The 20,167-nt window shown below is 44.5% G+C and carries 15 protein-coding genes and 1 other RNA gene; 10 read left to right on the forward strand and 6 right to left on the reverse strand.

The window, feature by feature from the left end:
* Positions 1–9 precede the first annotated feature (9 nt).
* Positions 10–2,154, forward strand: coding sequence for a glycosyltransferase family protein (locus OZ401_RS19080; protein ID WP_341470110.1), 2,145 nt, complete (start codon positions 10–12; stop codon positions 2,152–2,154).
* Positions 2,155–2,325: 171 nt separating this feature from the next.
* On the opposite strand, the gene ppk2 is transcribed toward OZ401_RS19080, so the two are convergent.
* Entirely contained in the window at positions 2,326–3,252 is a 927-nt protein-coding gene (gene ppk2, locus OZ401_RS19085) for a polyphosphate kinase 2 (protein WP_341470111.1), read from the reverse strand.
* A gap of 219 nt (positions 3,253–3,471) precedes the next feature.
* A complete protein-coding gene (locus OZ401_RS19090) occupies positions 3,472–5,205 on the reverse strand; it encodes a PHA/PHB synthase family protein (protein WP_341470112.1) in 1,734 nt (577 codons plus the stop codon).
* A gap of 314 nt (positions 5,206–5,519) precedes the next feature.
* Between OZ401_RS19090 and OZ401_RS19095 the strand changes: the two genes are divergently transcribed.
* From OZ401_RS19095 to hypE, 3 genes are read left to right on the forward strand one after another with little or no spacing between them, the layout of a single operon-like run.
* Entirely contained in the window at positions 5,520–5,771 is a 252-nt protein-coding gene (locus OZ401_RS19095) for a HypC/HybG/HupF family hydrogenase formation chaperone (RefSeq protein WP_341470113.1), read from the forward strand.
* Positions 5,772–5,782: 11 nt separating this feature from the next.
* A complete protein-coding gene (hypD, locus tag OZ401_RS19100; RefSeq protein WP_341470114.1) occupies positions 5,783–6,892 on the forward strand; it encodes a hydrogenase formation protein HypD in 1,110 nt (369 codons plus the stop codon).
* Positions 6,889–7,947, forward strand: coding sequence for a hydrogenase expression/formation protein HypE (gene hypE, locus OZ401_RS19105; RefSeq protein ID WP_341470115.1), 1,059 nt, complete (start codon positions 6,889–6,891; stop codon positions 7,945–7,947). Before hypD ends, hypE begins: the two co-directional genes overlap by 4 nt.
* 93 nt (positions 7,948–8,040) lie before the next feature.
* On the opposite strand, the gene OZ401_RS19110 is transcribed toward hypE, so the two are convergent.
* Positions 8,041–9,273 (reverse strand): ATP-binding protein, encoded by a 1,233-nt coding sequence (locus tag OZ401_RS19110; protein ID WP_341470116.1) that lies wholly within the window; start codon positions 9,271–9,273, stop codon positions 8,041–8,043.
* A 517-nt stretch (positions 9,274–9,790) separates the two neighbouring features.
* Here OZ401_RS19110 and OZ401_RS19115 point away from each other — a divergent pair.
* Positions 9,791–11,899, forward strand: coding sequence for a thioredoxin domain-containing protein (locus OZ401_RS19115; protein ID WP_341470117.1), 2,109 nt, complete (start codon positions 9,791–9,793; stop codon positions 11,897–11,899).
* Between the two features lie 54 nt (positions 11,900–11,953).
* On the opposite strand, the gene OZ401_RS19120 is transcribed toward OZ401_RS19115, so the two are convergent.
* Positions 11,954–13,201 (reverse strand): FAD-dependent oxidoreductase, encoded by a 1,248-nt coding sequence (locus OZ401_RS19120; protein WP_341470118.1) that lies wholly within the window; start codon positions 13,199–13,201, stop codon positions 11,954–11,956.
* 181 nt (positions 13,202–13,382) lie between these two features.
* Between OZ401_RS19120 and OZ401_RS19125 the strand changes: the two genes are divergently transcribed.
* A complete protein-coding gene (locus OZ401_RS19125; protein WP_341470119.1) occupies positions 13,383–13,559 on the forward strand; it encodes a hypothetical protein in 177 nt (58 codons plus the stop codon).
* A gap of 26 nt (positions 13,560–13,585) precedes the next feature.
* On the opposite strand, the gene ssrA is transcribed toward OZ401_RS19125, so the two are convergent.
* Positions 13,586–13,958: a transfer-messenger RNA gene (gene ssrA, locus OZ401_RS19130) on the reverse strand.
* A gap of 40 nt (positions 13,959–13,998) precedes the next feature.
* Positions 13,999–14,574, reverse strand: a complete 576-nt coding sequence (locus tag OZ401_RS19135; RefSeq protein ID WP_341471840.1) for an HD domain-containing protein — start codon at positions 14,572–14,574, stop codon at positions 13,999–14,001.
* 458 nt (positions 14,575–15,032) lie between these two features.
* Here OZ401_RS19135 and OZ401_RS19140 point away from each other — a divergent pair, with 458 nt between their 5' ends.
* The 4 genes from OZ401_RS19140 to OZ401_RS19155 all read left to right on the forward strand — a co-directional run bounded on the left by OZ401_RS19140 (position 15,033) and on the right by OZ401_RS19155 (position 19,953).
* The gene (locus OZ401_RS19140) at positions 15,033–15,710 is read left to right on the forward strand and encodes a hypothetical protein (RefSeq protein WP_341470120.1); all 678 of its coding nucleotides are present in this window, start codon (positions 15,033–15,035) and stop codon (positions 15,708–15,710) included.
* A gap of 138 nt (positions 15,711–15,848) precedes the next feature.
* The gene (locus tag OZ401_RS19145; protein WP_341470121.1) at positions 15,849–17,363 is read left to right on the forward strand and encodes a glycosyltransferase family protein; all 1,515 of its coding nucleotides are present in this window, start codon (positions 15,849–15,851) and stop codon (positions 17,361–17,363) included.
* A 111-nt stretch (positions 17,364–17,474) separates the two neighbouring features.
* Positions 17,475–19,232 carry an ATP-binding protein gene (locus OZ401_RS19150; RefSeq protein WP_341470122.1) on the forward strand — a complete coding sequence of 586 codons (1,758 nt, stop codon included), beginning with the start codon at positions 17,475–17,477 and terminating at the stop codon, positions 19,230–19,232.
* A 13-nt stretch (positions 19,233–19,245) separates the two neighbouring features.
* Positions 19,246–19,953 (forward strand): response regulator transcription factor, encoded by a 708-nt coding sequence (locus tag OZ401_RS19155; RefSeq protein ID WP_341470123.1) that lies wholly within the window; start codon positions 19,246–19,248, stop codon positions 19,951–19,953.
* The last annotated feature ends 214 nt before the right edge of the window (positions 19,954–20,167 follow it).

Raw genomic sequence — 20,167 nt, forward strand, 5'->3', positions numbered from 1 at the left:
TCTCAAGTCTTGTCGTTACCAACCCGAACACGGACATCCCTGCAACGCTTGTTGGTCTTTCATTTGCTCCCATTGAGCTTATATCTGCTGGGTGCAATAATATTCACATGGCCCACTGTGCTGCATTTAGGACAGGATATTATCACCACGCGCAGTGACGATGCTTGGGTACATCTCTGGAACCAATGGTGGACTCCGTTTTCCCTTTTTGAGCGGCATTTGCACCCCTATTATACATCTATGCTTTTCTACCCAGATGGGGCTAATCTCTTTTTTCACGCGCTGAATCCACTAACAGCATACTTAGCGATACCGTTAAAAGCGCTGTTTGGTTTACCGGCTTCCTTTGTAATGGTACAGTTTTTACAAGTAACAGTAGCAGCCTATGGTGCATATCTGCTAGGGCTTTATACTACTGGCTATTTTGCCGGTTCAATTGTGTCAGGTATTATCTATGGGTTTTGCCCACTCCAGGCGGAATTGCTCAACTTAGGGCAATTGGAACTAACCTCTATTCAGTGGTTACCTTTTTTCATATTGTATTTCATCAAAGCGATGCGAGGTGACCCACGTCCAAAGCTTAACCGCGTTGTATGCGCCCTATTCTTGATAGCGTTATCTTTGACCACTTGGTATTATACTTTTTATGCGCTGATTTTCAGTGGGTTGTATTTGTTATGGGAAGCTTTTATAAGTCGGCGCGAGTGGAAAAATAAATGGCGTGTATTAGCAATTCGCTATTTCAGTGTAATTTTATTATGGCTGATACCAATTTCGCCACTGCTTTTTTTTACCGTACGTGATGCAGCGGGAGGCAGCACACAAGCAGGACAGTCTATCTTTAATGTGATATATAATTCCGCAGATTTGGCGGGTTTCTTTAGACCGGGTATCTCGGCGCTCTGGAGTTTGCTTGGGAGTCATGCTGGAGATGATATCCGAGGGCAGTTTTTGGGTTTTACTGTTCTGGTATTAGCTGGTTTGGGCTTGTTGGTTAAGTGGAAAGAGACACGTTTCTGGCTTTTTATTGCCGTCGTGTTCTTTCTGCTGGCGCTTGGACCGGTTTTACACCCAACTTTCGATCCGAACTGGAGTGATGCCAGCGGAGAAGCTGAAAAGGGATTACCGTTTCTGGGAAAATTGTTATACGCTATTCCTCTAGGAAATATATTGCGCGTGCCACTTCGCTTTACTCTGTTGGTAATGTTGGCGCTTGGTATCTGCGCTGCTTACGCCCTCGGCTGGTTGAATAACCGCTACAAGCAAAAAGGCTTTGACGGTTGGAAATTGGCAGTGTTTCCGGTTTTTGCCGGGTTACTGATTTTTCTAGAATTCTTGCCCATACCTCGCGTATTGGTAAGTACAGATATTTCCCCGTTCTATCAGCAAATTAGTGAGGAAGGTAAATGGAATGAATTCGCGATTGTTGAATTACCGGATGCGGTCAGAGCTAGAGCTATGTATTTCCAAACTGTAGGGCAACATCCCATAACTACAGGGTATATTTCTCGAAAGCCTTCTAATTACCGTTTCTTTGAAAGTATAGGAGTCAATCGAGAATTAATTGATTTGGAGAATATGCCGCAACTGGATATTTTCAAATGGAATCGCTTCGAAAATGTGCCTAGCGTACTTTCAGCAAACGGGATTCGTTATGTGATACTGCATCCAAATTACTATTCAGCGGAAGGCTGGAACACTGCCCTGCAACGTATGCAACAAATATTTGGGAGTGGCAACCCTTATTATAAAGATAGCGAGTTGATGGCGTATCGCGTTGAGCCTTTGGGTAACAACATACCAGACTACTCAAAAATATTTCCAAAGCTGGGAGACGGTTGGAGTGGAAGGATTCTCAATAAGAATTCAGTCAGTCGCACCATTGGAAACCAAGCGCTGTTAACCCTTACCAGTCCATACTACCAATCTTTTAAAGCTACCCTCGGTGTGCAGGTAAAAAGCCTAGATAAACCTCATATACTGACTATTACTTTGAATAATAAGCCAGTATTTTCTCAAACTATAGAGTTAATCGGGGCATCCTTCGACTTGCCAATGGAATTATCATTTGGGCAAAATCAGCTTAATTTTAAGGTGGATGATGGGAGCGAAAACGCAACTTCCTTGCTTTTTGACCCGTTTAGCCTACATTAAATATTCTCGCTCAGATGAGCAGCAGTTCTTGCTGAGCTAGCGCACCGCTGTGGTACATCATAGCCGGGGGAGTGCTGCAAAGCCAGCGCCGACGAAACTTGTGGGGCTGGTTAGAGCATCAGTTTCGTCGGGGGGCTGATATTAATGTGCAAGGGTAGTGATGAAAGGCTCTTACTCCTTATTCAAATAGAAATCGGTTACAATCGGATGCGCGTTGTGCGGAGGGCGTATATAATTTTCATCGGCAGGCGGACGTGGATTTAACCTGACTGGTTGGGGCAATACTTCCTGATATGGGAATTTGCTGAGTAAATGGTTAATACAGTTTAAATGCGCCCGGTGCTTATCATTTGCTTCAACTTGATACCAGCGTGCTTCGGGAATATCTGTATATTCCATCATCTTGTCTTTCGCTTTGGAATACTCCACCCAGCGTTCGCGCGATAAAAGATCCATATCGCTCAGTTTCCACAGCTTGGCAGGATTACCTGAACGCTCCTGAAAACGTTTTTCCTGTTCCTCATCGCTCACTGAAAGCCAGTATTTGATCAAATGAATCCCGGCGCTTACCAGCAATTTCTCAAATTGTGGGCAAGCGCGCATGAATTCCCAGTATTCTTCATCGCTACAAAAGCCCATTACATGCTCTACACCCGCGCGGTTGTACCAACTACGGTCAAAGATAACTATCTCACCGGCGGCGGGCAAATGTGCAACATAACGTTGGAAGTACCATTGAGTCCGTTCCACATCCGAAGGTTTTCCCAGCGCCACCAACCTAACGCCACGTGGGTTGAGCGGTTCAACAATCCGCTTAATTGTTCCCCCTTTACCGGCGGCATCACGTCCTTCAAAAAGGATGAGTAGCCGTTGACCCCTTTCTTTTACCCAATATTGCAAGCGCACCAATTCAAATTGCAGACGCTTAAGTTCCTTTTCATAGAAAGGTTTAGTCAGTCTTATAAGGTTTTTTGGCGACTCCTCCTCTCCATTTAAATGTATTTCGAGTGCATCAGGAAGAATTATCGGCTTAGATAACACTTCATTCTCTGCCCTTTTTTTCTTATTTTTGATATGGTTATCTTTTGTTTTAGCCATGTGTACACCTTCTATACTATTCAAGGGTTTTAAGTGAATCAAACGCCAATGACGGATTTTCAGGGTAGGCTAAAGTTTTAAAACGTGGATAGGGTAAATACTTGGGTTTCCAATAATTAGAGCATACAGCAGAATTTAATTGTGTCAAGTTGGGCGAACAAATTTCAAAGGAATGAAAAAAACCGGGCAAAGCTCCCGGTTTTCTCACTCTCAAAAAATCTATTGTTGCAGCACATAAGTACCGGGTGCGGCTGCAATCGCGGGGTAATGACCTTCTGACCCAATGGAAGGTGGCTCAACCTTACCGCTCGAATGCGCTGCCAACCAAGCTTGCCAAGTAGGCCACCATGAACCTTTTTGAACTGGCGTAACTGCTTGCCAGATATCGGGATCAACATATTTATCGGTAGAGTAGCGAGTGGATATTTGGTAGGAACGGTTCGCATGCCCCGGTTCACTGACAATACCCGAATTATGCCCACCACTGGTCAGTACAAATGTAACATCCGTATCCACCGGTAGCATAAGTTTATGTACGGAACGCCAAGGTGCAACATGATCTTTGCTGGTAGCTACTGCAAAGATGGGGGCGCGAATATCGCTTAACACAATCGGGCGATCACCAACTTTGAAACGTCCTTCAAAAAGGTCATTGTTCAAAAATAGGGTACGCAGATATTCAGAATGCATGCGATAGGGTAATCGCGTGCCATCTGCGTTCCATGCCATCAAGTCATTAAGCTGTTCGGCATGTCCCAGCAAATATTCATTGATTATGCGCGACCAAATTAAATCATTAGAGCGCAATAACTGGAAAGCCCCTGCCATTTGTTTTGTGTCAAGATATCCCTGATTCCACATAATATCTTCAAGATAATTTACTTGGCTCTCGTCAATAAAGAGCATCAATTCGCCTGCTTCGGTAAAATCGGTTTGAGCAGCCAATAAGGTAACACTTTGTAGGCGATCATCCCCGTCTCGCGCCATGGCGGAAGCCGCAATTGTCAGGAAAGTACCGCCAATACAATAGCCTAAAGCATGAATTTTACGATCAGGAACAACCGCCGAAATTACATCTAGAGCTGCCATAATTCCCAAGGTGCGATAATCCTCCATACCAAGATCACGGTCTTGCGCGCCGGGGTTTTTCCACGAAATGAGAAAAACAGTATGCCCGTTGTCAACCAAATATTTTACCAGAGAATTTTGTGGAGAAAGATCAAGGATGTAATATTTCATGATGCAAGCTGGCACTATCAAAACAGGTTCAGCAAAAACTTTATCGGTTGTGGGAGAATACTGAATTAACTCTATAAGACGGTTGCGATAAATAACTTTACCGGGTGTAACCGCTACATTTTTACCAACTTTAAATTTTTCTGCGCCTGCCGGTTTTTGTCCCTGTATGTTACGCTGCCAGTCTTCTATGAAGTTTGAAGTCCCTTTTACAAGGTTAGCGCCGCCTTCTAAAGTGGTGGCTTTCAGTACTTCAGGGTTGGTAGCCACATAATTTGAAGGCGATACCATATCCAACAATTGTCGCGCCGCAAAGTAAAGGAAGTCCTCATTATGTCGCGAAACACCCGGAATACCGGTAGTGGCATAATGCCACCATTGCTCGGTCATTAGAAAATTTTGGTAGTAGAGGTTAAAGGGCCATTTTTGCCATTCTGCCCCGTTGAAGCGGGTATCTTGTGGCAGAGGTTTGATTACCGGTTCTGCATTAGGATCAGCAGAGTGGGAAGCGTAAAGCATAAGACGCTGCATATTGCGCTGCATATTGTCTAATAATTCTGCTTGTTTACCCGGTGAAGTGCCAAGGTGAACTAGCCAATCCAAATATGCCAACATGAGGGCTGCAGGGGGTACACCCATATTGAAGCGCCCCGCCCATGCATGCACCATTCGGTCAATATTAGAAAAAGCTTCTGAGCTTTTCATTGTGTTTTCCATAGCATTGCTCCATCGAAATGATTAGGATTTTCAGCTAAAAATTGCACCAAATTTTGATAAATCGTTTTCTAATTCAAAATATAGTTACAAATACTACAATCTAGTTTATAGAATAAAGGTTAATTTTAGGGTAAAAACTCTTGATACTTGCCAAATATGAACTTGCCCTAGAATAGTGAAATGACTCTATGGCTTGCCTTTACATTGCGATCTTTTGGTTATTGCCGACTCCGGTAATATTCGCGTAGTAATATGGAAAATAGGGTAAAATAGGTTGCTATCTAAAGTATGTAAAGAAATAGAAGGAGTTAGGTATGTGTTTGGCTGTACCGGGTCAGGTTAAACTGATGTATGAAGTGGGTGATATACAAATGGGTAAGGTGGATTTCAGCGGAATACAGAAGGAAGTTTGCCTAGCGTATCTACCGGATATTCAGGTTGGCGATTATGTGATTGTGCATGTAGGTTTTGCTATCACTAAGCTTGACGAAAAATCGGCTCTGGAAACGCTGGCGCTCTTTCAGGAAATAGGGCTGCTGGAAGAAGAACTTGATTCTAAAGTATAGAAGTAGTAATTATGAAATATTTAAGTGAATTTCGCGATGAAAACCTGGCAAAATCAATGCTGGATGAAATACGCCGCGTTACCACCCGCAAGTGGGCAATTATGGAAGTATGCGGTGGACAGACCCACTCCATCATCCGCAACGGTATTGACCAGCTTTTGCCTTCTGAAATCGAACTGATTCACGGACCGGGTTGCCCGGTTTGTGTTACTCCTCTGGAAATGATAGATAAGGCTTTATTGATTGCTTCCCGCTCGGAGGTTATTTTTTGCTCGTTTGGCGATATGTTGCGGGTTCCGGGCAGTTCTAAAGATTTGTTTCGCGTGAAAAGCGAAGGAGGGGATGTACGTATCGTCTATTCTCCTTTGGATGCTCTGAAATTAGCCAGTGAAAACCCCACAAAAGAGGTGGTTTTCTTCGGGATAGGCTTTGAAACTACTGCTCCCGCCAATGCAATGACTGTTTTCCAAGCAAAACGACAGGGTGTGAAGAACTTTTCTATGTTGGTATCACATGTACTGGTGCCGCCCGCCATCGAAGCAATCCTTAATTCCCCCCATAATCGGGTGCAGGCTTTTCTAGCGGCTGGTCATGTGTGCAGTGTGATGGGTTACTGGCAATATGAACCGTTGGTAGAAAAATATAAAGTGCCAATCGTTGTAACCGGGTTTGAACCGCTCGATGTGCTGGAAGGGATTCGGCGCACGATTTTACAACTGGAGGCAGGACGCGGCGAAGTTGAGAACGCTTATGAGCGGGCTGTTAATTATGAGGGCAATATACCTGCGCAGAATTTGCTGAAACAGGTTTTTGAAGTTACCGATCAGAAATGGCGAGGAATTGGGCTGATACCTGCCAGCGGTTGGAAACTGGGCGAAAGTTACCGCGAATTTGATGCCGCTATTAAATTTGAGGTTGCTGATATCCAAACCCAAGAGTCGGCTTTGTGTCACAGCGGTGAAGTGCTTCAAGGGATGCTCAAGCCTAATGAATGTCCTGCTTTTGGCAAGGAATGTACCCCCCGCAAGCCGCTAGGGGCGACGATGGTTTCTTCAGAAGGGGCTTGCGCTGCTTATTATCAGAATGGTCGCTTTATCAATCTGGAAGTAGTAAGAAAATGACCGATGCTTTGAATTTTGAAGGTTGGAGTTGCCCGTTACCTTTGCGCGATTATCCTAATATAGTGATGGGACATGGCGGTGGTGGCAAATTATCAGCCGAGTTGGTGGAACATCTTTTCCTGCCCGCTTTCAAGAATCCGACCCTACAAGCGTTGGGTGATTCTTCCGTGCTTGAAGTTTTGGGGGGACGTTTGGCTTTTTCCACCGATTCTTTTGTAGTACAACCGCTGTTTTTCCCTGGCGGTAGCATCGGAGATTTGGCGATAAACGGCACTGTAAATGATTTAGCCATGAGTGGCGCTACCCCTCTTTATCTCAGCGCCGGATTTATAATCGAGGAAGGCTTATCTGTAGCAGCTTTACATAAAATTGTTGAAGATATGGCAATAGCCGCCCGAAAAGCGGGCGTTATGCTGGTAACAGGCGATACCAAAGTGGTGGAAAAAGGTCATGGCGATGGTATCTATATCAATACCAGTGGCATCGGGCTTATTCCAAATGGAGTTAACATTGCCCCAAACCGCGCCAAACCGGGCGATGTGGTGATTGTCAGTGGTACAATCGGCGATCACGGTATGGCTATTATGAGCGTGCGCGAGGGTCTAGAATTTGAAACAACCCTTTCCAGCGACTCAGCGGCGCTCAACGGGTTGGTGGAAGTGATGCTGGAGCTTACCACCGATATTCATGTGCTACGAGACCCTACTAGAGGCGGAGTGGCAGCAACCCTAAACGAAATAGCCAAAACCTCACAGGTAGGAATTAGCCTTGATGAGCGAAAGATTCCGGTCAAGCCTGAAGTAGCTTCTGCCTGTGAATTACTGGGTATGGATCCATTGCATGTAGCTAATGAGGGCAAATTGATTGCAATTGTGCCGCAACATAGCGCCGATAAATTGCTTGAAGGTATGAGAAAGCATCCGCATGGCGCGGGCGCGGTTATTATTGGCGAAGTGGTGGCACAGCACCCCGGCGTGCTGGTGGCAAAAACAGGTATTGGTGGTACGCGGGTAGTTGATATGCAGCTTGGTGAACAATTACCCAGAATTTGTTAGCTTGCTCGGCTGCTTTTTTTGCGCAAGGGCTTACAGCTTTGTTTTAACACAGCGCGAAAAGAGTGGTGGAATCTTTAATTTAGGAATTACCCACTATTCCGATTCGATTGCGGAAACCCGTGCTGCCTTAATTCGTTCTACTGCGTTGATCAGGTCTTGCTGACCTACGAAAACCCGATTATGGCGGGCTGTTCGTATTGCAGCATCAATAACTGCATTCTTTATATCACGTCCGCAAACATCCTCAATTCTGGCTAGTTCTTCAATTGATACATCCTGCCCCAGCGGAAGCTCTTTGGGTAAATGCTTCATCCAAATTTCCCGGCGACTCTTTTCATCAGGCATCGGAAAATGGATATAGCGAACCCGCGTTTCAAAAGCCTGATCATAGCTTTTGATTAGGTTTGTGGCAAAAATAACCACCCCTTGGTAAAGCTCTAACGATATCATTAATTGACCGCGAATAGCGTTAATCGCCTGTTCTGAAGCCTGTGTTACTTCGGTCAGCCTCTTTGAAAGTAAAGAATCTGCTTCATCAATAAACAGAACGGCTTTATCTCGTTGGGCGGCAAAGAAGAGCGCCTCCACATTTTTTGGTCCCTCCCCGTGATACTTACTTTCAATCTGACCATAACTGGCGGTCAAGATGGGCACACCTAGGTATTGTGCTAGGGCGTGCGCTGCCAGCGTTTTGCCTGTTCCGGGAGGTCCAAAGAAATTTAAAGCGGTGCGGGGATTGGGTTCAATTGCCCGTAGATTCCATTCGTAGAAAATTTTGTGATCCAACCGGATACTGTCAATAGAAGAAAGTAAGGTTTCTTTTAATTCCTCAGGAAGGGATAAAAAATCGAAGGAATAGAGCGGTGGGCGGGCTTTATATTGGGTTGCGCGTTCTTCCAAGGTTATCTCATCAGTAATCCGATTTTTGGATGGGCTAGGTTTATTCGGGACAGGTTTGGAATTTTCCTTATCTTTTGAGGCAACCTTTTCCTCAAGTATTGGCGGGGTAAAAATGGATTTTTCTTCAAATTTTGAAGTACTGATGGTTATATTGACCTCCTGAAGCTGCCCTAGGACTAGCAAGTCGCCAACCGCCGTTTTAAACAGTTCCCGGCAGTTTTGGGCAATGATTTCAGGGACAGTATCGGGCAATCCCTTAATACTCAACTCCATATTATTTTTTAAAACCCATTCATAGGAGCCTCTGTTAGAAGTGGGCGAAGGTTTTGCGACTATTGCGCCCTTCTCAGCTTTTGAGTCTTGGAAGAGATTTATATATTTTTTGATCGTTTGCTCCGCTGGAATTTTGCTTACTCTTTTGAACATAGAAATCTTCTTTGTTATTTAACATTTTGACTAGTTTCAAAAGATTTTAACACAACTGAAGCTTTTTTAAATCAGAAAGATAGGAGTGTGAAACAGATTTTGCAATTAGGTTCAAAGGTACAATTAGCTCCGTTTTCATCCCATGCATAAGAAGAGAAAGTGAGAAGGTAATAAATGAACTGGGGGAAGAACTAAGAAGGATAAGGGTAGCGAGGGGTGAGACGGTAAAGGAAGTTGCGGATAAGTTAGCGGTGAAGAGTTCTGAAATATTCTTTGTGGAAGAAGGAACAATAAAGAATGAAACAGCCCCCCTTTAGAGCTTACGTGAAGTATATATATTATAATGGAATAAGCATCAAAGAAATGCATCTATTGGCAGAAATAAGAGGAGAGAATATTTAATATCAAGCTAATTGAATTTAAATTCACGTAGCTTGAAAGCCTTTCAATAGAGGCGTTTATATTTTCCGCGCTAGCGCTGGAAATCACAACTGATAAATTTCAGGAGCATATTAACATGAATAACCCATATGATGAAAATAGATTTACAAATCGACTGATAAATGAAACCAGTCCTTACCTCTTGCAACACGCCCACAACCCGGTGAACTGGTATCCGTGGGGTGAAGAGGCTTTTGCCAAAGCGCGTGCCGAAAACAAGCCTGTGCTGCTTTCAGTGGGTTACTCTGCTTGTCACTGGTGTCATGTGATGGAGCGAGAGTCTTTTGAAAATGAAGAAATCGCCGCTCTTATGAACGAAAACTTCGTTAGTATTAAAGTGGATCGCGAAGAACGCCCGGATATAGATTCGATCTATATGGAAGCGGTTACGGCTCTGACAGGGAGGGGCGGATGGCCTATGACCGTTTTCTTGACACCGGAAGGCGCGCCTTTTTACGGCGGTACTTACTTTCCACCCGATAATCGCTATAGTGGGATGGCTAGTTTTCCGCAGATACTTAACACGCTCTCTGATGTTTTCCGTGAACAGCCTGAAGATATTGCGAACAATGCCACCGAGCTAAAAAATATGTTGAACAGCAGTCTGTCAGAGCGGGGTGTACAGACTACAGGAGACCTCAATGTTGCTATGCTCAATTCTGCCACCGAGAATTTAAACGCTCAGTTCGATACTAAAAAGGGGGGCTTGGGTAATGCTCCCAAATTCCCGCAAGCCGCTGCGCTCGATTATGTCTTGAAGAGTTGGAGGCGCAACTCAAGCCGCAAAGTGCTGGAAAACCTGTTGCTTACACTCGACCGGATGGCAATGGGCGGAATGTACGATCAGTTGGGTGGCGGCTTTCATCGCTATTCAACCGATGCCGATTGGTTAGTACCGCACTTTGAAAAGATGTTGTACGATAATTCGCAATTAAGTCTGCTTTACCTAGAAGCCTTCCTTGCAACCGGACGCGGCTTTTATCGCCAGATAGCAGAACATATACTTGAATATATTCAGCGTGAGATGACTTACCCGGAGGGTGGTTTCTACAGTACCCAAGATGCCGATAGTGAGGGCGAAGAGGGTAAATTTTTCGTCTGGAGCAAGCGTGAGATTGAGGAAATCTTAGGGGTAGAAGATGCCGCCGTTATTTGCCGTTTCTATAATGTTAGTGAGCGTGGTAACTGGGAAGGGCATAATATCCTACATGTAACAAGTCCTCTGCAACAGATAGTGCAGGAACTTGGTAAAAGTGAGGATGAAATTGAAGAGGTTCTCGGATTCAGCCTCGACAAGCTATTCGAAGTACGCGAGCAGCGCATAAAACCGGGTAGAGATGAAAAAATCCTGACTTCTTGGAATGGGCTGATGCTCAAATCCTTTGCAGTGGCAGGGCGCGTGTTAGACAATCCCGCTTATATCCACATTGCTAAAAATAACGCCGAGTTTGTATTGAAATATTTGAAGAAAGAAGGACGTTTGCTACGTACTTTCAAAGATGATGTGAAGGGCAAGCAAGCGCGTCTAAACGCTTTCTTGGAGGATTACGCCTTTTTTGCCGATGGCTTACTGGCGCTCTACGAAGCTACTTTTGACCTGCGTTGGTTGGATGAGGCAAACTACCTTGCGGAGGTAATGCTGGAGCAGTTCTGGGATGAGACTATCAAGGGCTTCTATGATACTTCGCTAGACCATGAGCAATTAGTAACCCGACCTCGCAATTATATGGATAATGCTACTCCTTGTGGAAATTCGGTCGCGGTGGAAGTCTTGCTGAAACTGGCGCTGTTTACAGGTCAGGAACTTTATCGCGAAAAGGCGGCGAGTGCGCTGGAAAGTGTCGCGGGCTTGATGCCACGCCAACCACTCGGATTTGGTCGCTGGTTGTCCGCCACCGACTTTTATCTGGGTGAGGCAAAAGAAATTGTGATTGTAGGTGAGCCAGATGCGGCGGATACAAAAGCCTTGTTGCGGGTGATTTATAATGCTTACAACCCCAATAAAGTAGTTATGCTGCTACCGCCGGGACTTGATTCGCAAGTAGTGGCGCGTTACCCGCTTTTGGAAGATCGCAAAATGTTGGACGGTAAGGCTACCGCGTATGTGTGCCAGAATTTCGCTTGCCTGCGTCCAGTTACAACACCCGAAGGGTTAGCCGAACAATTGGGTGTGGCTTTATCTTGAAGGGGATTAGAATAACAAGAAAACGGGCGTGGTTTTAAGCCACTCCCGCTCAAACTAGGCTTCAGTCATTTCTACCAAATGTGCGCGGTCTACCATTTCGTCATGTTCCTTGAGGTGCTCGCGTACCATCAAAGCAACCGTCGCGCCTTCGCCAACTGCGCTGGCAACTTGTTTGGTGCTGCCCGCTCGGCAATCCCCTGCCGCGAAAATACCGCGTATCGAGGTCTCCAGAGTTCGGCTGGTAGTTATAAAGCCGCGCTCATCCATTTTAATTGCCGAGTCCTTCAAAAAGCCCGTATTCGGAGTTAGACCGACAAATACGAAGACCGCTGCTGGTTTTTCCTCGTAAGTTTCATTGTTCAAGTTGTTCAGCACCGTAACCGATTCAAGATGCCCTTCACCCCTGAAAGCTTGAATCTGTGTGTTATAGCGAACTTCAACATTGGATATCGAATTCAGTTTGTCGATAATTACCTTGCTAGCAGCCAGTTGCTCTTTTCGTACCAGTAAGGTCACTTTAGAACCGAACTTGCTCAAACCGATGGCTTCTTCTGCCGCGCTGTTGCCACCGCCCACCACCATTATCTCGCGTCCCTTATAGAAAGGACCGTCACAGGTGGCGCAAAAGTGAACGCCCGCACCGATGAAATCCTCTTCGCCTTCCACACCAAGCCGCTTGTAATTAGTACCTAACGCCACTACTAGTGCAGTCGCGCAATAGACATCGCCGTTTCCGGTTTTGACATAGTGATGGTCACCCTCATGTCCGGCTTGACCTTCTCCATCTACTCCGATTTCGACCACTTCTTGCGCTTGCAGGATTTCAACTCCAAAGCGTTTGGCTTGCTCGGTCAGTTCATCAGCAAAAGCTGCTCCCGTTATGCCCTTTGAAAAGCCGGGGTAGTTATCCAGTCGTTCGGTAACAGCCGCTTGCCCACCTGTACCGCTGCGCTCAATTACCAGTGTTTCCATGCCCTCTCTCGCGGCGTAAATGGCGGCAGTTAGCCCGGCGGGTCCGCTTCCCACTACAATAAGGTCGTAGAAGGGACGGCTGGCGCTAGTTTGAAGGTTTAATTTATCGGCAAGCTCCGCGTTGGTCGGCTCGACCAGAAAAGAATTATCGCTGAAAATAATGGTGGGAATAATTTGCTTGCCCTTGTTATAACTTTGAACAACGTTTTGTCCTTCCGGGTTATTATCAATATCTACCCAATTGTAAGGTACACGCTGCTCGTTTAAAAATTTCTTGGCGCGTTTGCAATCGGGACACCACGGTGCGCCATATATAGTTATATCTGCCATCTTTATTACTCCAAGTTACTTTACATAAATGTGCTATATGACTCTGTGTTTGAAGTGATTCACAATCGTACCCAAAAGGCGAAGATTATAAGCACCAGCAAAAAAGACGGGAAAACCACTGGGAAAATTGAACGAGGGTGAACGGGAAATGCTGGAACTGGACTACTGCAAAAACTAGGTAATGACAGTGTTTACCTTAGCCTTGGCGAATCTGGAGAGATGGGTGCGAGATTATTGCTTCCCAGCCAGTTATGTCCAATTGCAACTAGAAAAGGCAGTGCCCTTTTCCGATCTTGGAGGACGGGTAAACCAGCAGCCTTTCAATAATAGCGATGGAAATGAAAACCAGTTACACTAAAATAAAAAAGTGGGATTAGATAGAAAAGATGGAGCTGGGGGGAGTTGAACCCCCGTCCAAAAAGGTCAAACCTACAGACTCATCCACAAGCTTGGTTGACTTCTAATCTCGAACTAAGAAACTAAGCCGACAAAGGTTCCTCGTTCAAATTGTGTGGTCTTTGATCAGGTTACCCAACTCTTGCCTGAACGCATCCCGTTTTTGCAACGCCCCTACCAGCTCCACGGGACCCGGATCTGTCGGAACGGCTGTTTAACTAATTAAGCAGCGAAAGCGAAAGCCGCAGGGGCTTTCTGTGTAGTAGTTTTGCCAGTTATTGGCTTGCTTCATTTTTACGAGGGTAAAGCGCCTCGGCTTGCATCTATAGACCCTCGCTCCCTGTCGAAACCGGGCAGCCCCAAAGTCGTTTGTACATTATATTATACGCATAGAGTCAAGCTTAGTTTCGCCCTTCAAGTGCCTCTTTTTCCAAGTTGCTTACCACCAAATCAAGTTCACGCAGCAAGCTTTCCGGTACTCGTCCTCGAAACTGCTCAACTAACGCTCGGAAATACCACAGTATCCCATCCATCCCTCCGCGAAACCGCTGCCATACATCATGTTGATAGGTACGGAAATCGTTCAGAGTCGAACGGGCGTTATGCAGCTTATCAGCTGCTGAAACAAGCAAAATGGAGGAAGAAGCCTGCGTGATATGTTCCAGATATTTCTCCTTGCGCTCTCTCCAAGGTGGTTTTGGTATCTCGAAAGAGTCTGAACAACCTAACACTATCTGCGCCACTGCCTCACCATATTTTTGCCGGATCAATTCTAGGGTCTCCAACCCTCCTTGATCTTCGACTGCATCGTGCAATAACGCAGCGATTGCCTGATCCTCAGTTGCGCCATGTTCCAGCACAATACTCGCCACCGCCAACAAATGGGCAACATAGGGAGTCTCAGAACCTTTACGAGTTTGCCTGCTGTGAAGTTTAGTAGCAAAGACAAGCGCATCCTCAAAACGCGAAGTTAGCACCATATACCCTCCTAGTCAAAAGCGCAAAACTCGCCTTTGAGCTTACGTTGTGCGGAATTACTCCGCCCTTGCCCTAATTGGGGCATAATAATCTTATCAGTAGTTTACCAGCATGGCTAGGTTTTAGCTAGTCCCATAGTTATCATGTAGGGGTGCTGCTGCTGGCGAACTAAAATTAAAAACCTGTGGGTTTTTACCCGATTGAATTACTTTCAGAGATGGATATTCTTTAATTACACCTTGAATGGATTCTGGATGCTCAGACCAATTCAGATGAGGTATATATTAAGTAAACAAAGTGCTAGTTCTTTTTTAGTTCTTTTTAACCTTCTAGTGCCATAGCAATAAACCTACTTTCCTCCTAAAATTTTTAAGTTGGTAAGCTTGTAACCAACTTTCAGGAAAGGCAATGTTTTTACATTTCCAATCTGGGTTAAAAATATTAAGGGAGAATTGGTATGAAGAATAAAAGGGCAAAGATTTTCATAATACTAGCCGTAGCGCTGGTTATAGCAGTTATGCCGGGTATCGCCTCAGCTCACGAACTCCGGGTGGTTGGTAACTACAATTTTGTAGTTGGCTTTCTAAATGAACCAGCCTATGCCGGGCAGCAAAACGGACTTGACCTGACAATCTGTGATGGTGTTTGCAAATACGTGGTAAAGGATGGAAGCCGGGTGCTGGAAAACCCGGTGCTAGACGCAGAGAAGAGCCTCAAAGCCGAAGTCAGTATGGGTAGCAATGCCCCTCTGGTTCTTACTATAGCCACTCGCTATGGCATGCCCGGTAAATATGCTGCCTATTTCCTGCCATCAACGGTTGGCGCTTATACCTATCATATCTATGGTGAACTTTCCGGTAGCAAAATTGACGAGAAATTTACCAGCGGACCAAAAACCTTTGGCGAAGCTCAACTGTTGAACGCATATCCTGCTAGCGTGGATGCTGATATGATGGCAATACATACCCAGATTAAGGATGCAAAAGATTCTGCTTCTACTGCAACTTATTTCGGTATTGCAGGTATAGCTTTTGGAGTTATTGCGCTTGGAGTTGCTCTAACCATTATATTGCGAAAACCTAAAGTAGTGGTAAAGGAAACTGAGCCTGAAAAGGTATCCAGCCTGAAGGGATAATATATAAATATTCCTCCAGCCAATTATCTAAAAGAGTAGGACTCCGGTTCTGCTCTTTTAGATTCCTGACTATTCCCTGAGGTTTTGGACGGGTGCATCGCTGGACAAACCTCAATTATGCTGCTAACATTTCAGCCTATGAGTGTAATTCAAACTAAAATAGAAACGACCTCTCTCACCTTTATCAAGCGTTTAAGTAGCTATTGGATCGAGTCGCTTGTCTTGCTGGCAGGACTGTCAGGCGCTTGGTTACAAGTAGGTTGGACTCGCGATTTGAAACGATACCAGCAAACAAACTGGTATATTGGGTTTGGCGTGGCTTATTTACTGGTGTTTGTTCTGGTGGGTTGGGTTGTTTTGCGTCGCAGTGAGGAAACCTACCGCAGCAAATGGTTATCACTGACGCTACTTGTATTATTACCAAATCTTCTAAATATCTGGGTTCGTTATTCCTTTGAATACGAACCGGGAAAACCACTTTTTGGTCGTGATGCCGATATTGGTTTGTTTTATAAATATGGGCACGACTTCGCTTCCGGTCTGACTCCCACCTTCAACGGCAATTATACGGAATACCCACAATTTGCCTTATTCCTTTTCTGGATTGGTGAAAGGCTGGCGGGCGGCTCAGCACAAAATTTTTACTGGGTATTTCCGGCTTGGATGCAGTTCTGGAATCTAGTGGCAGCTTATGCGCTATATGCAACCGGAATAAAGTTGGGGCGTGGGCGGACAGGTTGGCTGTTAGCGACATTTACTGCTATCTGCCCATTCTTGTATCTTTTCAACTATACCCGCTTTGATGTAGCGCCTGCCGCACTATTGTTGTTAGCTCTTTATTTCTTTATCCCGAATCCTTCTAAAGAAGGTTTCATAAAGCTAAAAAAATCAGGTTATTTTCAAATCATCGGCGTAGGTTTAGCGGTATCGGCTGGATTTCTGGCAAAATGGCTTCCGGTGGTAATCGCTCCATGGCTTGCGCTAGCCTACGCCAGAGCTAAACGCTGGAAAGAGCTAATCATATATTCGCTATCCGCTATGGTTTTAGCTTTGGTTACTATGCTGCCGTTTTTATTGGCTAATGCTGAAGCTTTCTGGTATCCATATCGCTTTCAAGGAAGCCGCCACATGATTGGAGAGAGTTTCTGGTTTCTGGTTCAATATTTTTTCTTTGATAATGCCCATACAATACCGGATAAGCCATGGGGTGAACCGACCAGCATTATTTTAGGCAATAATAAATTGCTGGTAGCACAAGTGGGGCTGCTTGGTTTTATTTTTGTCCTATCAGTATGGAAGTTATGGCGAAGAAACCTTGCTTTTGAGAGTTGGGCGGCAGCAGGTTTGGTAGGTGTGGCTGTGTTTACTCTTTCAAACCGGATTTTTAGCCCCCAATATCTGGTGATGCTATTATGGGTGTGGGCAGCAGCATTTTTGTTACAACCTTCAAGTTGGAAGAAAGTTGCCATTTATTTTGTGCTGGCACTGCTGGCAGCAGCTTCAAATTTCTTGGTATTTTTATTGGCGGCATGGCAGGAAGAATGGATAAAATACTCAGTCATATTATTTTTCTCAGGCTGGGGCTTGTCAGGCTGGTTATTTACTAGGGCGCTAAACATTTCTAAAGAAGAGTCAACCAATCCGTTGACATAATCCAAATAATAAAGGATAATTTTTTAATGAGGTTTCAAATATATCATTGAGTAGCTAAAAGACCTTACATATTCAGTTCTAATTATTTAGTTAAAGTGATGAGGTAGTATCTTGGTAAAAGAGACTATCCTGGTTGTTGATGACGAAGCCTTTGCACGCAACGCCGTAGCCAAAGTCCTCAATGCTAACGGTTATAATGTACATACTTTAGGTAGCGGGCAAGAAGCCATAAACTTTGCAATGCACGAGTCTTTTGATGTCTTACTGACCGATTTTCGTATGCCCGGTGGGCTTGATGGACTGACTACTATCCGCGCCATCCAGCATATACACCCCCAGATTGTTGCAATCATAATGACTGCCAATACAACGCTCGACCTTGCGGTTCAATCGCTAAATCTTGGTGTACATGGTTTTGTAGTCAAGCCCTTTACCAGCCATGAATTGCTGAAAACTATCCAACAGACCATTGAACGACAGCGCCTGTTAAGTGAAAATACCCGGTTACACGCTTTGATGGATGTTTACGCTACCACTGAAGCGTTAATCACTGCCAAAACCGAGCAAACTCATCTGCCTGAGCTAAGTGTTGCGCTGGCTTTACATGAAACTCATTCACATGAGGCTTTTCTCTTTCTTGGTAACGAAGTAAGTAATGAATCGGAACTAATCATTATTGGAATTGATCCCCACCCTGATGGTAATCAAACCCTGGAAGCACTCAAACAGGACAAGGTTTCCTATTTGCTACAGCACTATGTTTTCCCGGAAATATACCAGTACGCCCGAAGCAATACCGATTTTATTATTAAATTGGTTTCACTTGCTAATGAAGCAGTACACCAACAGAAAACTATCTTAGAAATTGATGATAAACGTGTAGATTTGGATTCAGAGCTATCAATTTCGATGCAAACTAAAAACTGCTTGTTGGTGATGCCGATGAAAGTGCAAGGTCGTCCTTTGGGCGCATTATGTATTAGGCGCGTTAATTCTGAGCAATCTTATAGTGAGGTTGATATTCAGGCAGCAAATTTACTAGCTGGTCAGTCTGCAATAGCGATTGAAAATAATCATCTATTCACAAGCCTTGCGAGGATAGAAGCTTTGCGCGAGGCAGATAGACTCAGACGCGAATTTGTCAGTACTGTTTCTCATGAATTGCGTACTCCACTAACCTCAATCAAGGGCTATGCAACCACCTTGTTGCGCAATGATGTTTCGTGGAACGCCAAAGCAGGTCACGATTATCTGAATATTATCAGTGAGGAATGCGACAAGCTGATGGAACTGATAGATAATATTCTTGAAGTTTCTAAAATTGAAGTGGGAGTTTTAAGAGTAAATCCAGAACCGTTACAGCTAATCGAAGTATTAGAGCGGGCAGTTAGTGAAGCGAAGCAAAGACACCCACAACTATTAATCCAAATTATTGCACCTCCGAATGAAGAATTGCCTTTTGTTATGGCTGATCCCCGCCGAATTATTCAGGTGTTGCGCAATTTAATCAATAACGCCGTCAAATTTTCCGGTGAGGATTCACTGGTCAAAATTTCTTTTGAAACCATACATCTGGATAATGCTGAGGAAACACAAGAAAAACAGGGGATGGTACATATAACGATAGAAGATAAGGGAGTTGGGCTACGTAGTGAAGATTTAAACAGGATATTTGAAAGGTTCTTTCGAGTTGATAATGGTATTGCACGAAAAACCGAAGGAACCGGTTTGGGTTTGGCGATTTGTAGGGGTATTGTTGAGGCGCATCGGGGCAAAATATGGGCTGAAAGCGAAGGACCTGATAAAGGTAGCAAATTTCACTTCACTTTGCCGGTAGCCAAAGTTAACGAAGATACCTTTATAGAATAAGGGGGTTCTTTTTATGACACAGAAAGACAAAACAATTCTGGTGGTGGACGATCAGCCCAGTCTTGTGCGATTGGTACGTGATAACCTAGAGTCACGTGGCTTTCGAGTTACCAGCGCTTCAGATGGCAAAAAAGCGCTTGATATTGTAGAAAATGATAAACCTGACCTTGTTGTACTTGATATAATGATGCCGGGGCTTGATGGTTACGAGGTTTGCCGAAGAATACGCGAATTTTCCACCGTCCCAATTATAATGCTTACTGCCAGAAATGATCAGGAATCGTTGGTACATGGTTTTGAAGCGGGGGCGGATGATTATATTGCAAAACCCTTCCATGCTAACGAATTGCTGGCAAGAATTGATGCAGTGCTCAGGCGCAGCGAATATACAGAGGTTAATAAATACTCTCCAAGCTTTACCTGTGGCGATATTTCAATTGATTTTGTACGACATGAAGTTACAAAAAAGGGCGCTGTAAAACAATTAACTCCAACCGAATATCGACTGCTCTATTACCTTGCGATAAATTCTGGGAAAGTAATGTTGCATGCCGATTTGCTTACCAAGGTTTGGGGTCCGGAGTATTCTAGCGCTACTGATTACCTGCGAGTTTATATAAGACATTTACGCACACATCTTGAAGATAAAGATAACGAACCGGTTTATATAATTACAGTACCCGGTGTAGGCTATGTTCTTAAATGTCCACAAGCGGTCTAATTAAATAGGTAAGTTTGACCCTAACCACCCCTGTTATCCAATGGGGTAAGCTATGAGAGAGATGCAGGCATTACTAAAACACAATGTGAAGCCTGCATATTTCCCCTGTAATTACAGAATAAGTAGAAATCTTGACAAGCCTATGTTAGGAAAACGCAATATTACCGTTCATATCACCAATTGCCCGATATTACGTTAAATAAGAGAGTAAGCA

This window comes from Candidatus Chlorohelix allophototropha (assembly GCF_030389965.1).
Taxonomy (GTDB): domain Bacteria; phylum Chloroflexota; class Chloroflexia; order Chloroheliales; family Chloroheliaceae; genus Chlorohelix; species Chlorohelix allophototropha.

Bases quoted from the DNA above. Each gene is read 5' to 3' on its own strand.
- ppk2 (WP_341470111.1), bottom strand. From the start codon at position 3,252: ATGGCTAAAACAAAAGATAACCATATCAAAAATAAGAAAAAAAGGGCA.
- OZ401_RS19090 (WP_341470112.1), bottom strand. From the start codon at position 5,205: ATGGAAAACACAATGAAAAGCTCAGAAGCTTTTTCTAATATTGACCGA.
- OZ401_RS19095 (WP_341470113.1), top strand. From the start codon at position 5,520: ATGTGTTTGGCTGTACCGGGTCAGGTTAAACTGATGTATGAAGTGGGT.
- hypD (WP_341470114.1), top strand. From the start codon at position 5,783: ATGAAATATTTAAGTGAATTTCGCGATGAAAACCTGGCAAAATCAATG.
- hypE (WP_341470115.1), top strand. From the start codon at position 6,889: ATGACCGATGCTTTGAATTTTGAAGGTTGGAGTTGCCCGTTACCTTTG.
- OZ401_RS19110 (WP_341470116.1), bottom strand. From the start codon at position 9,273: ATGTTCAAAAGAGTAAGCAAAATTCCAGCGGAGCAAACGATCAAAAAA.
- OZ401_RS19115 (WP_341470117.1), top strand. From the start codon at position 9,791: ATGAATAACCCATATGATGAAAATAGATTTACAAATCGACTGATAAAT.
- OZ401_RS19120 (WP_341470118.1), bottom strand. From the start codon at position 13,201: ATGGCAGATATAACTATATATGGCGCACCGTGGTGTCCCGATTGCAAA.
- OZ401_RS19125 (WP_341470119.1), top strand. From the start codon at position 13,383: ATGACAGTGTTTACCTTAGCCTTGGCGAATCTGGAGAGATGGGTGCGA.
- OZ401_RS19140 (WP_341470120.1), top strand. From the start codon at position 15,033: ATGAAGAATAAAAGGGCAAAGATTTTCATAATACTAGCCGTAGCGCTG.
- OZ401_RS19145 (WP_341470121.1), top strand. From the start codon at position 15,849: ATGAGTGTAATTCAAACTAAAATAGAAACGACCTCTCTCACCTTTATC.
- OZ401_RS19155 (WP_341470123.1), top strand. From the start codon at position 19,246: ATGACACAGAAAGACAAAACAATTCTGGTGGTGGACGATCAGCCCAGT.